Origin of the sequence: Aquamicrobium ahrensii, from assembly GCF_040545755.1 — a bacterium.
GTDB classification, from domain to species: domain Bacteria; phylum Pseudomonadota; class Alphaproteobacteria; order Rhizobiales; family Rhizobiaceae; genus Mesorhizobium; species Mesorhizobium ahrensii.
This window is the reverse complement of record NZ_JBEPMN010000002.1, coordinates 230,829-245,285: the sequence shown is the minus strand read 5'-3', so window position 1 is coordinate 245,285 and position 14,457 is coordinate 230,829. Positions and strand designations below refer to the sequence as shown.

General features: G+C 63.0%; 13 protein-coding genes. 5 read left to right on the top strand and 8 right to left on the bottom strand.

What is annotated here, in order from left to right:
• Positions 1-8 precede the first annotated feature (8 nt).
• Positions 9-725: a ribonuclease PH gene (rph, locus tag ABID44_RS04025; RefSeq protein ID WP_354150392.1), complete on the bottom strand. Its 717-nt coding sequence runs from the start codon at positions 723-725 to the stop codon at positions 9-11.
• A gap of 126 nt (positions 726-851) precedes the next feature.
• On the opposite strand from rph, the gene hrcA reads away from it, so the two are divergent.
• Entirely contained in the window at positions 852-1,943 is a 1,092-nt protein-coding gene (hrcA, locus tag ABID44_RS04020) for a heat-inducible transcriptional repressor HrcA (protein ID WP_354150391.1), read from the top strand.
• A 22-nt stretch (positions 1,944-1,965) separates the two neighbouring features.
• Here hrcA and ABID44_RS04015 read toward each other — a convergent pair whose 3' ends face one another.
• Positions 1,966-2,739, bottom strand: a complete 774-nt coding sequence (locus ABID44_RS04015) for an N-acyl amino acid synthase FeeM domain-containing protein (protein WP_354150390.1) — start codon at positions 2,737-2,739, stop codon at positions 1,966-1,968.
• Positions 2,740-3,001: 262 nt separating this feature from the next.
• A complete protein-coding gene (locus ABID44_RS04010) occupies positions 3,002-5,314 on the bottom strand; it encodes a putative bifunctional diguanylate cyclase/phosphodiesterase (protein ID WP_354150389.1) in 2,313 nt (770 codons plus the stop codon).
• Between the two features lie 273 nt (positions 5,315-5,587).
• On the opposite strand from ABID44_RS04010, the gene ABID44_RS04005 reads away from it, so the two are divergent.
• Positions 5,588-6,361: a gamma-glutamyl-gamma-aminobutyrate hydrolase family protein gene (locus ABID44_RS04005; protein WP_354150388.1), complete on the top strand. Its 774-nt coding sequence runs from the start codon at positions 5,588-5,590 to the stop codon at positions 6,359-6,361.
• Between the two features lie 7 nt (positions 6,362-6,368).
• Here the strand turns inward: ABID44_RS04005 and ABID44_RS04000 are convergent, their stop codons facing one another.
• From ABID44_RS04000 to ABID44_RS03985, 4 genes are all read right to left on the bottom strand, one after another.
• Complete coding sequence (locus ABID44_RS04000) at positions 6,369-7,343, bottom strand: 2-hydroxyacid dehydrogenase (RefSeq protein ID WP_354150387.1); 975 nt, start codon at positions 7,341-7,343, stop codon at positions 6,369-6,371.
• A gap of 4 nt (positions 7,344-7,347) precedes the next feature.
• Positions 7,348-8,367: a LacI family DNA-binding transcriptional regulator gene (locus tag ABID44_RS03995; RefSeq protein ID WP_354150585.1), complete on the bottom strand. Its 1,020-nt coding sequence runs from the start codon at positions 8,365-8,367 to the stop codon at positions 7,348-7,350.
• A 64-nt stretch (positions 8,368-8,431) separates the two neighbouring features.
• A complete protein-coding gene (locus ABID44_RS03990; RefSeq protein ID WP_378226460.1) occupies positions 8,432-9,316 on the bottom strand; it encodes a DMT family transporter in 885 nt (294 codons plus the stop codon).
• Between the two features lie 185 nt (positions 9,317-9,501).
• On the bottom strand, positions 9,502-10,053 hold the full coding sequence (locus ABID44_RS03985; RefSeq protein ID WP_354150385.1) for a MarR family winged helix-turn-helix transcriptional regulator: 552 nt from the start codon (positions 10,051-10,053) through the stop codon (positions 9,502-9,504).
• Between the two features lie 257 nt (positions 10,054-10,310).
• Here ABID44_RS03985 and ABID44_RS03980 point away from each other — a divergent pair, with 257 nt between their 5' ends.
• Positions 10,311-11,429, top strand: coding sequence for a CobW family GTP-binding protein (locus tag ABID44_RS03980; protein ID WP_354150384.1), 1,119 nt, complete (start codon positions 10,311-10,313; stop codon positions 11,427-11,429).
• A gap of 7 nt (positions 11,430-11,436) precedes the next feature.
• Positions 11,437-12,411 (top strand): WD40 repeat domain-containing protein, encoded by a 975-nt coding sequence (locus ABID44_RS03975; RefSeq protein WP_354150383.1) that lies wholly within the window; start codon positions 11,437-11,439, stop codon positions 12,409-12,411.
• Between the two features lie 12 nt (positions 12,412-12,423).
• On the opposite strand, the gene ABID44_RS03970 is transcribed toward ABID44_RS03975, so the two are convergent.
• Positions 12,424-12,876: a hypothetical protein gene (locus ABID44_RS03970; protein WP_354150382.1), complete on the bottom strand. Its 453-nt coding sequence runs from the start codon at positions 12,874-12,876 to the stop codon at positions 12,424-12,426.
• A gap of 144 nt (positions 12,877-13,020) precedes the next feature.
• Here ABID44_RS03970 and ABID44_RS03965 point away from each other — a divergent pair, with 144 nt between their 5' ends.
• Complete coding sequence (locus ABID44_RS03965) at positions 13,021-14,394, top strand: aspartate aminotransferase family protein (protein ID WP_354150381.1); 1,374 nt, start codon at positions 13,021-13,023, stop codon at positions 14,392-14,394.
• The last annotated feature ends 63 nt before the right edge of the window (positions 14,395-14,457 follow it).

Genomic DNA, 14,457 nt, shown 5'->3' with positions numbered 1-14,457 from the left:
CTCCAGTCTCAGCCGACGGCCAGCTTCTGCAATTCCACCAGCCGGGAGATGCCCTGCCGCGCCAACCCCATCAGATCGGCGAATTGCGCCTCGGAGAAGGGTTCGCCTTCCGCCGTGCCCTGGATCTCGACGATGCCGCCCTTGCCGGTCATGACGAAATTGGCGTCGGTGCCGGCCGAGGAATCTTCCAGATAATCGAGGTCGATGACCGGAACGCCGTCATGAATGCCGCACGAAATGGCGGCGACGTGATCCTTCAGAACACGCTGCACATTCACCATCTGGCGCGCCTCCATCCAGCGCAGGCAGTCATGCAGCGCGATCCAGGCCCCTGTGATCGCGGCCGTGCGTGTGCCGCCATCGGCCTGAAGCACGTCGCAGTCGATGGTGATCTGCTGTTCGCCCAGCGCCTGCATGTCGACGACGGCGCGCAGGGAACGGCCGATCAGCCGCTGGATTTCCTGCGTACGCCCGCCCTGCTTGCCCGCGGCGGCCTCGCGGCGCATGCGTTCTCCGGTCGAGCGCGGCAGCATGCCATATTCGGCCGTCACCCAGCCCTTGCCGGAATTGCGCATCCAGCCCGGCACCTTTTCTTCAAGGCTTGCGGTGCACAGGACGTGGGTGTCACCGAACTTGACGAGGCAGGAGCCTTCGGCGTGCTTGGAAAAGCCGCGCTCGAAGGAGATGGCGCGCATTTCGTCGGGCTGGCGTTTGGAGGGGCGCATGTCGGTCTCTCTGATGCTGTGCTGATTGTGAGCGGCTTGTAGCCCTCCCCAGCCGGATGCGCAAAGGAAAACGGGCCGCTTGCACTGGCGCCCGGTGCATCTATATCCTTGTATCAGAGGTTCGAGATGACAAAGCACAGTTCCGCTCCGACGCCCGGCGTTCCTGCCTCGCAATGGCAGTCGCTGGATATGCGGTCGCGTGAGATTTTTCGCCGCATCGTCGATTCCTATCTGAGGGACGGCGAGCCGGTCGGTTCGCGCAGCCTGTCGCGCATCCTGCCGTCCACGCTGTCGCCCGCCACCATCCGCAACGTGATGAGCGATCTGGAGCATCTGGGGCTGATCTACGCGCCCCATGTCTCGGCGGGACGATTGCCCACCCAGGCCGGCCTGCGCTTCTTCGTCGACGCCTTCATGGAGATTGGCGATCTGGGCGACGAGGAGCGGCGCAGCATCGAAACGCAGATCAAGGCGTCCGGCAACGACACCTCGCTCGAACATATGCTGACGGAGGCCAGCCAGTTGCTGTCGGGCATGTCGCGGGGCGCGGGGCTGGTGCTGGCGACCAAGAGCGAGGCTTCGCTCAAGCATATAGAGTTCATTCAGCTCGAACCCACTAAGGCGCTGACCGTGCTGGTCTCGCAGAACGGCGATGTCGAAAACCGCATCATCGACCTGCCGGCAGGCGTGACCGTCTCGCAACTGCACGAGGCCTCCAATTTTCTCAACGCCCATATACGCGGGCGCACGCTGGCGGAGGCGCGGACGGAAATCTCGCGCATCAAGGAAGAAACCCGCGCAGCCCTCGATTCGCTGTCGCAAGCGCTGGTGGAAAAAGGGCTGGCGGTATGGGCCGGAACCGAGAGCGACCTGCCGGCGCGGCTGATCGTGCGTGGCCGGGCGAATCTGTTGGAGAACATCACCGCGCAGGCGGACATGGAGTTGCTCAAGAACCTGTTCGACGATCTGGAGACGCAGGCAGGGCTGCTGCAACTGCTCGACCTCGCCGAAGAGGGCCCGGGCGTGCGCATCTTCATCGGTTCGGAGAACAAGCTGTTCTCGCTGTCCGGCTCGTCGCTGGTTGTCGCCCCCTACCGCGATGCGGAAGCGCGCGTGGTCGGCGCGCTCGGCGTCATCGGCCCGACGCGGCTCAACTATGCCCGCATCGTGCCCATGGTCGATTACACGGCCCAGCTCGTCTCGCGCATGCTGCGTTGAAGCGGACGGGTGCTCGCAGGGATCAGGCCGCGTCGACCAGATATCTGGCGCTTGGCAATATCGTCAGGGGTTGCAATTCGCCGGCGTTGACCTTGGCGAACAGCAGCCGTCGTTCCCACTCCGTCGAACGGAAGAATGGGAAGCGCGCATAGAAGCGCTCGCGATTGGCGACGGCGTTGGTGCGGAACAGCATGACCTTGTTGAAGACGCCCGGATAGGAGCGCGCCTCGCTGATCTGTTCCGAATAATAGATGCGTTTGTAAAAACCGGCATGATCCTCACGCACGGTCGAAAGACCGTAGGGCGCATTGAAATATTCGCAGGCCATGCCGGCCAGCCGCAGCGTCACATAAACCAGTTGGGGATAGACGCGCGTCCATTCCGGGTCGGACGCCAGGCGGCTCATGCATACGAAGGTGTCGCCAGCTTCCAGCATCGGCATCACGATATCGCCGAAAGCCTGCGCCGAGGGCGACATCGGCGTTTCCAGCGTAACGTGATGGATACGCATGGTGGAAACCAGATGCTGGTCCACATAGACACCGAAGCGGTAGACGTTCGGCGTGTCGTCCAGCGCGTCGCTGATCGTGTGCGTGTCTACGTCCGGCACCATGTCGTTGAACCGATAGGCCTTGTAGCGCAGCCGGTAAATGTCCTCGAGGTCCTCGCCCTTGTCGCACCGGCGATATTCGGAGCGGTCGAGCAGTTCGAAAACCTTGTTCGAAAAGCTCGAACCGGACAATCCCGGCTTTAGCTGTTCCGCATTTGCATCCAGCTTCAACTGCCGGGTCACCATCGGCTTACCCTCTGTTAGGCCGCGTCACGACGGTAAGCGTTGGAGCACATCTGTAAAGTTTTAATTAAAGAAATTCCTCTTTACCCCAAATTAACCTTAACAAAATGGTTTTCACGATCACTCGGGCATGGGGCACAGCCACAGCGCGCAGTCCGCACACCGCGAGATGGACAATCAGGAAAAGCGGAAGGAATTCGGAAGCCTCTCGCACCGGAACGGATCAGCCGGAGCGTTCGGGACCGTGAGCCGGCGACGTCGCTGTCTAGCTGCGGCTCGCCTGTGAAGACACGATCTCGTCATGCGCGAAAGGCCAGCGCGCGGTGGACATGGTTTCTATACCGGATGCGCTCAGGGCAGCGCCGAACAGAAAACCCTGAACGAGTTCAGGCTCGACATGTCGCGACAGGATGCGAAGCTGCTCGAAGGTTTCGACGCCCTCGATGGTCACCACCAGCCCCAATGAACGCGACAGCGCCACGATGCCCTTGAGCAGTTCCAGCGAGCGCGAACTCTGAGGCAGGTCCGACAGGAAGGAGCGATCGATCTTGACCTTGTCCAGCGGCAGCTTGTGCAGGTAGCTGAGGCTCGAATAGCCGGTGCCGAAATCATCGAGCGCGATATGCACGCCGAGCGCCTTGAGATCCTGCAGGATCTGGCCCGTTTCCGACTTGTCGTCCAGCAGCGCCGTTTCCGTCACCTCCACTTCGAGACGGTGCGGCGAAAGCCCGGACGCTGAAAGCGCGTCGCGCACCTTCTGGACCACGTCCCGGCTGCGGAAGTCCTTGGCCGACAGATTGACCGAGACATTGGTATGCTCCGGCCATTTGGCGCACTCGGCGCAGGCTGCGTTCAGCATGAAAGTGCTGATCTGGGAGATAATGCCCATCTCCTCCGCCAGCGGAATGAAAACGCCGGGCGAAATCGGGCCGAGTTCGGGATGATCCCAGCGACAGAGCGCTTCACAGCCGGAAATGCGCATCGTCGCCATGGCCACGATCGGCTGGTAGACGACGCGCAAAGTGCCGGCTTCGACGGCGCTGCGCAGGTCGGCCTTCATCCTCTGCCGGTCACGGAAGGCGTCGTCCATCGACGATTCGAACAATTGCCAGCCGTTCTTGCCAAGTTCCTTGGCTTTGTAGAGCGCGAGATCGGCCTTGACGATCATCTCGTCGACATCGCTCGTCTCGACGCGGGCCAGCACGGCGCCGGCGCTCACCTGAATACGCAGCACATGGCCGGCGACGTCGACCTCGCCTTTCAGCCCGGCGAAGATGTCGTCCAGCATCCGGGCGAGATCGCTGTCGCTTTCCACCCGGTCGAAAAACACCATGAACTCGTCACCGCCGAAGCGGCTGATCTTGATGCCCGGCGCGGAAAGAACCGCAAGCCGCTCCGCCACCGCATAGATCAGGCCGTCGCCAACCGGATGGCCGACCGTGTCGTTGACGCTCTTGAAATCGTCGAGATCGATGATGGCGACGGCGCAGTAGCGGCTCTGGTCGCCGGAGGCCATGCTTTCCTCGACCAATTCGTGGAAATAGGCGCGGTTGAGCAGGCCGGTGAGGCTGTCATAGCGGGCCATGAAGCGGATGCGCTCTTCCGCCTCGACGCGCGCGGTCACATCCTCGAAGGTTATGACGCCGAGTTCCTGACTGCCTTCGCGCGCGGAAAACTCATAGTGCTGGCCGTTGGAAAAGCCGACGAGAACCTTGCGGTCCCGGCCCTCACGCAGCGCCCTCGTCAGTTGCGTCTCGATGAACTGGCAGTCCTTGCGTGTCAGCATGCCGCCGACGACGCCGCGCATCAGCAGCGAATGGACCGAGCGCCCGAGCAGATCGTCGGGGGAATGGATCGACAGAAGACGGGCCGCTTCGGCGTTGGCGACGACAACCTTGCCGTCCGGATCGAGCATGATGAGCCCGTGCGGCATGGTGTTGAGCGCCCGGTTGAAACGTTGCGCCAGCCGGTTGGCGAGCTTTTCCGCCGATATGGCGGTGAACAGCACGTCGCGCACCGTATCGGCGTAGCGATGGATGGCGAGCAGGAAGGGAACCGACAGAAAGCCAAGCGTCACATGGTAGAAGTCACCGCGCAGGATGAACCCCAGCGCCATTGGGCAGGCCAGCGTCAGGATGAGGATATTGACCATCCTCGGCGAGCCGTAATTGCGGCCGGCGATGCCGGTTGCGGTCGCAAGAACGATGCAGACGGCGGCAATCTCGGAAAATGCGTCCTGCGCGGTATAGATGGCGACCAAGCAGAAGGTGCCCAGAACGAGCCCGTGCATCGCGCCATAGACGATATAGCGGTTTTCGCGCCGACGCGCTTCCTGGCGGGTCTCCACAGGCGGAAGCGCCGAAAAACGGCGCATGTTGAGAACACGCACCACGCCCACCATGACCAGAACGGCGGCCAGGACGAGATAGGCGTGATTTCCGGACTTTGCCCAGACCAGGCACATCAGGGCCGTCTGGGCGGAGATGCCGATAGCGAGTGTGAAGCCGTCGCGGAACAGCGTCTCCACGAACGGAATGTAGACGTCGTCAGGCAGCTCTTTTCGCTTGATCGCGGTCACATCCGGCACTCACCCATGCGGAAGTGATGACACAATCGCATTAAAAAAACTTTTAGAAGGCGGGAGCCGGCAACCGTGCACAATATCGTTCTTGTATCCCCATTCCAAATCACCCTGCCGCAGGATGCATCGATCCTTGCGTCAAGCGCAATAGCATTCGGGCCTGACCTGAAGCTGGGCTCCTTCAAAGGTCGATCGTGGCCATGGTAAATGCGCTGCGAAGCTCCTATTCTGGGGCGAACGATTTCCACGCAGGAACCGGATTCCCGCATCATGACGCAGCCTCTGATCGCCGTCTCGACAGATGTCAGACAGTTTGAAAACTACATATGGCATGCAACCCCCCAGCAATATCTGGAAGCGGTTGTGACAGGTGCGGGCGCGCTTCCCGTCATGGTGCCTTCGTTCGGAGAACGCCTCGATCTGGACGCCCTGCTTTCGGCGGTCGACGGCGTGATGCTGACCGGCTCGAAGACGAACGTGGATCCCTCGCTCTATGGTGGCGACGCAGACGAGGCCAACGGCCCCTACGACGCAGCCCGCGACTCCACCACCCTGCCGCTTATCCGCAAGGCGGTCGAGCGCGGCGTACCGCTTCTTGCTATCTGCCGCGGCATACAGGAACTGAACGTGGCGATGGGCGGCACGCTCGCCAGCGAAATCCAGGAGCGCGAGGGGATTCTCGATCACCGCGCCCCGGCCAGCGACAAGCAGGACGAACGTTTCGCCATCAGGCAAATGGTGACGGTCAAACCCGGCTCCTGCCTTGCCGGCGTGCTCGGCGCTGGCGACATCATGGTGAACTCCGTGCACCGGCAGGCGACCGAGCGGCTGGCGCCCGGGCTTCAGATCGAAGCAGTCGCCGAAGACGGCACGGTCGAGGCGGTTTCGGTGAAGGACGCGCGCGCCTTTGCGGTCGGCGTGCAGTGGCATCCCGAATATTGGGTGAAGACCGATTCCGTATCGCAGAAGGTGTTCAGGGCATTCGGCGATGCGGTGCGCCAGCACGCGGCGGCGAAACCGGCGGCGCGCGCCGCGGCCGAATAGCGTTTGCCTACTTCGCCTTCACATGCGCCGTTTCCGGCACCGGCGTCAGCGGCTTGCGCTCCGCAAACCATGAAACGAGATTGTCCACGCACAGGTCGGCCATGGCCGTGCGCGTGAGGGCCGACGCCGAAGCGATGTGAGGCAGAAGCACGGTGTTCGGCGCGTCGAGCAGCGCCTGCGGCACATTCGGTTCGTCGGCGAACACATCAAGACCGGCGGCGGCTATCGCGCCGCCGGACAGCGCCGCCGCCAGCGCATCCTCATCCACCGTGCTGCCGCGCCCCGTATTGATGAGAACGCCCCGCGGCCCCAGCGCCTTCAGAATATCGGCGTTGATCGCCTTTTCGGTGGCCGCGCCGCCGGGCGCAATGGACACCAGCGTATCGACAGCCTCGGCAAGACCCTTCAGCGTGGCGAAATAGGCGTAGGGCACGCCCTCGACCGGCCGGCGGTTGTGATAGGCGATCGAAACGCCGAAAGATTCAAGCCGCCTGGCTACGGCAAGCCCGATCCGGCCGAGGCCGAAGATGCCGATATGCCGGCCGCGCAGGCTGAGCGGACTCAGCCGATAGCCGCCTTCCTCCACCCATTTGCCCTGCCGCAGCCAGGCCTCGGCTTTCGGAACTTCACGCAAGGTGGCCAGCAGAAGGCCCACCGTCAGGTCAGCCACCTCCTCCGTCAGCACATCCGGCGTGTTGGTGACCATGACGCCTTTCGCAGCGGCATGGGCGGCGTCGACCGAATCGTAGCCGACCCCGAAATTGGCGATGATCTCGAGATTGGGAAAGACGTCGATGAAATTTGCATCGATACCGCCAAAAGCCGACAGGCCACGCACCCTCGCAATATCCTGCGGCGACAGCAATGACGGGTCCGGGCGATCGATGTGGATCAGCCGGAACTCATCGCCAATGCGCTTCACGACATGATCGTGCACGTTTCCCGAGACGAGAACGGTGACGGCTCCGGCTGACGGGATCAAGGGTTCAACGCTCCACGGGACGGCCGGTCGACTGGCGCACATGCAGTTCCGGCTTGATGAGTTCCTGGGTAGAACCGACCGCCTGGCCATTGAGTTTGTCGAGCAGCGCGCTGGCCGCGCGCCGGCCTACTTCGCGCTGGCCGTTCCACACAGTGGTGAGCGCGGGGGTTGCGATGGCCGCTTCCTCAAGATCGTCATAGCCGGTCACGGAAATATCGACGCCGGGCGTCAGCCCCGCACGCGCTATGCCGTTCATGAGACCGATAGCGACAAGGTCGTTCCAGCAACAGGCGGCGGTCGGCTTGTCCTTCAGCGCCAGCAACTGGTTCGCCGCCTCGAAGCCGCCCTGCTTGGTGCGCGGGCCGGCGATGCGCCATGACGGCTTGACCTCAAGCCCGGCCTCTTGCATGGCGTGCAGATAGCCCTGATAGCGATCGCGGCCGGTTGAGGTCTGGTCCGTGCCGCCGACCATGGCGATACGCTTGTGGCCGAGCGAGATCAGATGGTTGGTGGCGAGCGCGGTGCCATAGGCGTCGTCTCCCCGGAACACCGGCACATGCGCGCCTTCGACATCGCGGGCGATCAGAACGGCCGGCAATCCGTTGTCTTCCGCCATGCGGATATCGCTGGCCGGTGTGTCGATGGCCGGAGACATGATCACGCCATCGGCGCCGAGTTGCAGCAGCGTGTCGATGAAGGTGCGCTGTTTGTCGAGCTTGTCGTAATGATTGGACAGCAGGAAGGTCTGGCGCGAGCGGTCCAGTTCATGCTCGATGGAACGCAGGATTTCCGCATAGAAAGGATTCATGATGTCGTGAACCACCACACCGACGATGCCGGAGCGCGATGTGCGCAACGAGGCGGCGCGGCGGTTATAGATGTATCCTATCTCGCGCGCATGTTCCTTGATGCGTTCGCGGGTCGATCCGGCCACCAGCGGGCTGTCCCGCAATGCGAGCGACACCGTTGCCGTCGATACGCCGAGCGCATCGGCGATCGTGGAAAGCTTGACCTTCTGAGCCAGCGCGACTGCTCCCCGCATTATTTAAACTTTTTAAATGCGGCTTATGCCACCGTTGCTGGCCAAGTCAAAGCTTTTTCGCCACGACCTCGGCTTCGGCGTCCACAATCGCCCGGTTCCGCACGCGCAGCCGGTGTTCGCGATGCACGATATAGAGGCCGCTGGCCACGATGATCGCCGCTCCGACAAGGGTCCAGTCATCGGGAAACTGATCGAATATCAGCCAGCCGGCGAGGATCATCCACACCATCTGCGTGTAGGGATAGGGCGCCAGCGCCGTGGTCGTCGCCTGCCGGTAGGCCTGAATCAGACACCAGTGGCCGAGACCGCCGAATACGCCAAGCAACAGCAGGATAAACCATTGAAAGGGGCCGACCGACGGCCAGCCGGTGAAAAACAGCGTCGGCGTCAGCAGGATCATCGGCGCGAGCGCCGAATAAAAAACCAGGCTTTCCGGGGTTTCGGTGGCCGACATGCGCCGGGTCATGATCACATAGATCGAGTTCGACACCATCGCGCAAAGCGCGAACACATGGCCGACACCGAACACCCCCACGCCCGGGCGGGTGATGACCAGCACCCCCGCGAAACCGGCAAGGATGGCCAGCCAGCGCCGCCATCCCGCCCACTCGCCGAGCAGGGGACCGGCAAGGGCCGTGATGAGCATGGGCCCGAAGAAATAGATCGAGGTGGTTTCCGCCAGTTGCAGATGGCGCAGGGCCAGGAAGTTGCAGATGGTGGAGCCGGACAGGAAAGCGCCGCGCACAACGTGCGACGTCAGGCTTGCAGCGCGGAAGCGCGAGGGATCGCGCCAGCTCCTGAACAGGCCGGCAACGAGCGCCACATGACCGGCAAACCGCATCCATGCGATAAAGACCGGCGTAACGCCGGCCAGCACCAGATATTTGCTGGATGTGTCGAGGAAAGTGAACAGGATATAGGCCGCGACCATGTAGAGGATGGCCGCGACGGGTGTCGTGTTGTCTTGTGAACGACTGGAGATGCTCACACCAAAGCCGGATCGCTGAACTGCTCGCCCGAGCTTTGGGCCAGCCTGTCACGGCCTGCAAGCCCTAATGCGCCTGGCCTGTCACGGAAGGTGACGGTGGCCCCAGCTCCATTGGGAGCGGCCGGTGTTCAGGCGTCCGCCTCGGCGACTTTCGCGCCGTCCGCCTTCGCGCCGTCCGCCTTCGCGGCGTCCTTGCCTTCCGGCCTGGCTTCGGCTTCCGGCTCGGGCTCGTCGTCTGTAAAGAAGATTTCCTCGTTATTCAGATTGGCCTCGATGCGGGCGAGCAGTTTCGCCAGAGCCTTCTGATCCTTCTTGTCGAGGCCCTTGAGCGCCTGCTTCTCGGTCTTCTTCACCGACTTCTCGATGGCCACGATCATTTCGCGACCGGCATCGGTCAGGAAGATATGGGCCTGCCGGGCGTCGGAATTCGAGTTCTTCTTCTCCAGGAAACCCTGCGCCTGCAGGCGATTGATCGTCTTGGTGATGGTGGGCGGGCGCACGCCCAGCCGGTCAGCCAGGGCGCCGGGGGTCTGGCCATCCTCGCGATCCAGGGCCAGCATGATCTGGTCCTGCCCCGCGTAGAAGCCGTGCTCCAGCAGACGCGCCGCAAGCGCCGTGCGCGCAAGCCGTGCGGCCGAGTGCAGGCGGTTCATCGTAGCCGTTCTGTCAGGCTTGGCCATATCGTCCTCTCGACAGCATACGCGCCGCAACCATGGCTCGACACGAACCGGTTGGCAATCGCGCTTCCAAAGATCCGCGCCGCAAACAGCTTTGCCGGCAAGTTTCGTGGCGCATGCAACGGCTAATGACAGATGTTTATTTCAGTTAGATGACAAACAATCCACGCTCGAAATTCGAATGCAGACGCCCGATTTTTGACCCGTGCAATCGCTGCCGCACCGTCCTATATGGAGCGCATATCCATTTCGAGGTTCCCATGAGCGACACTCAGACGAGCGACATCCAGGCTGGCGAAACCCAAACTGGCGAAACCGCGGCGCAAATCCCCGTCACCGTGCTGACCGGCTATCTCGGCTCGGGCAAGACCACGCTGCTCAACCGCATCCTTTCGGAGAACCACGGCAAACGCTACGCGGTCATCGTCAATGAATTCGGCGAGATCGGCATCGACAACGACCTGATTGTGGAATCCGACGAGGAAATCTACGAGATGAACAATGGCTGCGTGTGCTGCACGGTGCGCGGCGACCTGATCCGCGTGGTCGAGGGCCTGATGCGCCGGCCCGGCCGCTTCGACGCCATCGTGGTCGAGACCACAGGCCTGGCCGACCCCGCCCCCGTAGCGCAGACTTTCTTCATGGACGACGATGTGCGTTCCAAGACCAAGCTGGACGCCGTGGTGGCGCTGGTCGACGCCAAGCACCTGCCATTGCGGCTGAAGGATTCGAAGGAGGCCGAGGACCAGATCGCCTTCGCCGACGTGATCGTGCTCAACAAGACGGACCTCGTGACCGAGGACGAATTGCGCATGGTGGAAGCCACGGTGCGCGCCATCAACCCGGCGGCGAATATCCACCGCACCCAACGCTCCGGCGTCGACCTGGCCGAGGTTCTGGATCGCGGCGCCTTCGACCTGAAGCGCGCTCTGGAGAACGACCCGCACTTCCTCGACGCGCATCATCACGACCACGATCATGTCTGCGGCCCCGACTGCGATCATGATCATGATCACCACCACCATGATCATGGCGGCCACGATCACCATCACGGGCATGACCATGCATCACCGATCCATGATGTGACGGTCCAGTCCGTGTCGCTGCGCGCCGGCGAGATGGATCCGAAGAAATTCTTCCCGTGGATCGAGAAAATCACGCAATTGGAAGGCCCGAACATCCTGCGCCTGAAAGGTATCGTCGCCTTCCGGGACGACCCGGAACGCTATGTCATCCAGGGTGTCCACATGATCATTGAGGGCGATCACCAGCGGGCGTGGAAGGACGACGAGAAGCATGAGAGCCGGCTTGTGTTCATCGGCCGCGAGCTCGACGCCGAACGGCTCCGCAGGAGCTTCGAAGCCTGTCAGGCGGCGTGATCCGGACATGCCCACAGTCGCCCCGCTCGATCTCGACGGCCATTGCGTGGCCGCTGTCTTTCTCGATGACGTGCCGCATTTCGCACTTGCCGACGGCTCCATCCACCGGCTGGACCATGGCCACAAGTCCCAACAGGCCAATGATGGCCTGCTGTGCGCCTTCCACGACAGCGCCAACGGCCGGCTGATCACCGGTGGTGAGGACGGCAAGGTTTTCACCGTCAAGGCCGGCGGCGCGATCGAGCAACTGGCGGAGGCCGGGCGCAAATGGATCACCAGCGTTTCGGCAGGCCCGCAAGGCGCTGTCGCCTACGCCTCCGGCCGCACCGCTTTCGTGCGCTTCGCCGACGGCAAGGTGAAGGAGTTCACCCATCCGCGTTCGGTTGAAGGCGTTGCTTTCGCGCCGAAGGGCATGCGGATCGGCGTTGCCCGCTACAATGGCGCGACGCTGCATTTCGCCGCCACCGAGGGCAAGCCTGCCGAACTGGAGTGGACGGGGGCGCATACCGGGATCACCTTTTCGCCCGACGGCAATTTCCTCGTCACCACCATGCAGGAAAACGCCCTGCACGGCTGGAAGCTGGCCGACGGCAAGCATATGCGCATGACCGGCTATCCGGCCAAGGTGAAGAGCCTGTCGTGGTCGCCCAAGGGCCGCTGGCTGGCCAGCTCGGGCGCGCCTGCCGCCATCGTCTGGCCCTTTCAGGGCAAGGACGGGCCGATGGGCAAGGCCCCGCTGGAGCTCGGCACACGCGGCAACGCCATGGTCACATGTGTGAGCTGCCACCCCAGCCAGGAGGTCGCGGCCATTGGTTATGACGACGGGATGGTGCTGGCGGCGCGCTTCGCCGACGGCAAGGAGGTGCTGTTGCGCCGTGGCGGCGAAGGGGCCATCACTTCCATGGCATGGGACGGCGAGGAGCGCCGTATCGCGTTCGGAAGTGCGGCCGGCGATTGCGGCGTCATCGATATCGCAGGCTGAACGGACCGGATCTCACTCGACGGAACAGGAGACCGCGCCGTCAAGGCGGACGGCCATGCCCTCGCCTGCGGTTGCGCCAGTCATGTCGAACACTTCAAGCACGTAGCCGCCGGCAAAAGCTCCGTCCGCCTGCGCCATGGTTCTCAGGGTGAGTTCGACATAACCGTGCGGCTTGTCGCCCTCGCGTTCGCGGTAGAGCACCAGCCGCAGTTCCGAACCATCCAGCCAGTATTGGGCAAGGTGCGTCCGTTCGAAGCCTGTCTTGCGCAGATCCTCGGCCACGGCGGCGTCGCGGATCCCTATTTCGCCCTGAAGGCTGAACACAGGACTGCCCATGCCGTCAGTGACGCCGCCATTCACGTTGATCGACGCCGACCCATCATCGGCGCTGCACGTAAATCCGCCTGAAGCCGCAGCCGGACCGGACATGAGAAGCGCGGAAAAGAATAAAAAGGCCTTGTGCATCGCAAGCTGCTCCCGAAACGGCCATGATCGGGATGGAGACCGTCTGGTCAAGCCCTTGCTGAACCAACGGGGATTCCGCGCCGGACAGTTGCCGTGCGAAAACGCCCATCTATAGTGAAGCCGGTTGTTGATCATGGACGGGAAATGGCAGGCAGCGGACACTTGCAGGGCGGCATCGGGAGGGAGCGCATAAAAGCTCTGCATGAGAGGGAGGCGGAAGCATTCCGCAAGGCCCGCCCCGAAACCGCCGCCAGACTTGGCAACGGCATTGCCGGCTTCCTCGACGGCGTGCCGATGCACTGGATGAAGGACTGGCCGACGCCTTTTCCCATACTGGTCGATCAGGCGCGCGGCGCCGCCATCACCGACATAGACGGCAACCGGCTGGACGATTTCTGCCTTGGCGACACCGGCTCCATGTTCGGCCATTCGCCGCCACCGGTGGCGCGCGCCATTCGCCGGCAGGCCGGGCGCGGCCTCACCTACATGCTGCCCTCAAACGATGCGCTGGCCATCGGTCCGCTGTTGCAGGAGAAATTCGGCCTGCCCTTCTGGCAGATCGCCACCACGGCCACAGACGCCAACCGCTTCGCGCTGCGCGTCGCCCGCGCCGTTACGGGGCGCGAAAAGATCCTCATCTTCAACGGCTGCTATCATGGCTCGGTGGACGAGACCATGGTGCGGCTGAAGGACGGAAAGCCGATCAACCGGCCGGGACTGGCCGGTGAATTCCGCGACCTGACGCGCACCGCGAAGATCGTGGAGTTCAACGACATCGCGGCCCTTGAGGCAGCCCTTGCCGACAGGGACGTCGCCTGCGTCATCACCGAACCGGTGTTGACCAATTCCTGCATGGTGCTGCCCGATCCGGGTTTCCATGACGCCCTGCGCCGCCTTGCGCGCGATGCCGGAACGCTGCTGCTGATCGACGAGACGCACACCATTTCGACCGGCCCCGGCGGTTATACGCAGGCATACGGTCTGGAGCCGGACCTGTTCGTGCTCGGCAAGCCGGTGGCCGGCGGCGTGCCGACCAGCGTGTGGGGCATGAGCGAGGACGTCGCTTCTCGCTACGCCGATTACAGGCGCACCCATGAACCCGGCTATTCCGGCATGGGCACCACGCTGTCGGCCAATCCGCTGCAATTCGCGGCCATGCGCGCCACGCTCGAAGAGGTGATCACGGAGGATAACTACGCCCATATGGAGCATCTCGCCCGCCGTCTCGACGCCGGGCTCACCGCCGTCATCGACCGTTTCCGGCTGCCCTGGCATGTCGCAAGGGTTGGCGCGCGCGTCGAGTTCATCTGCGCGCCGGGTCCACTGAAAAACGGCGGCGAGGCCGAAGCCGCCCATGCGCCCGAACTGGAAGCAGCGCTCCATGTCGCGCTGGTCAACCGCGGCGTGCTGATCGCCCCCTTCCACAACATGATGCTGATTTCCCCTGCCACGAGGCCCGCGCAGGTGGACCGGCTGATCCGCGCCTTCTGCGATGTCGTGAAACGGCTCACCGATTGATCATCCCGCTTCCGTCGATTACCCGTGTCGGTAAATCGGCATTCCTTTCCGGAGATACCCATC

Coding starts and splice junctions, on each gene's coding strand:
- rph (WP_354150392.1), bottom strand. CDS start 725: ATGCGCCCCTCCAAACGCCAGCCCGACGAAATGCGCGCCATCTCCTTC.
- hrcA (WP_354150391.1), top strand. CDS start 852: ATGACAAAGCACAGTTCCGCTCCGACGCCCGGCGTTCCTGCCTCGCAA.
- ABID44_RS04015 (WP_354150390.1), bottom strand. CDS start 2,739: ATGGTGACCCGGCAGTTGAAGCTGGATGCAAATGCGGAACAGCTAAAG.
- ABID44_RS04005 (WP_354150388.1), top strand. CDS start 5,588: ATGACGCAGCCTCTGATCGCCGTCTCGACAGATGTCAGACAGTTTGAA.
- ABID44_RS03990 (WP_378226460.1), bottom strand. CDS start 9,316: ATGGTCGCGGCCTATATCCTGTTCACTTTCCTCGACACATCCAGCAAA.
- ABID44_RS03985 (WP_354150385.1), bottom strand. CDS start 10,053: ATGGCCAAGCCTGACAGAACGGCTACGATGAACCGCCTGCACTCGGCC.
- ABID44_RS03980 (WP_354150384.1), top strand. CDS start 10,311: ATGAGCGACACTCAGACGAGCGACATCCAGGCTGGCGAAACCCAAACT.
- ABID44_RS03975 (WP_354150383.1), top strand. CDS start 11,437: ATGCCCACAGTCGCCCCGCTCGATCTCGACGGCCATTGCGTGGCCGCT.
- ABID44_RS03970 (WP_354150382.1), bottom strand. CDS start 12,876: ATGCACAAGGCCTTTTTATTCTTTTCCGCGCTTCTCATGTCCGGTCCG.
- ABID44_RS03965 (WP_354150381.1), top strand. CDS start 13,021: ATGGCAGGCAGCGGACACTTGCAGGGCGGCATCGGGAGGGAGCGCATA.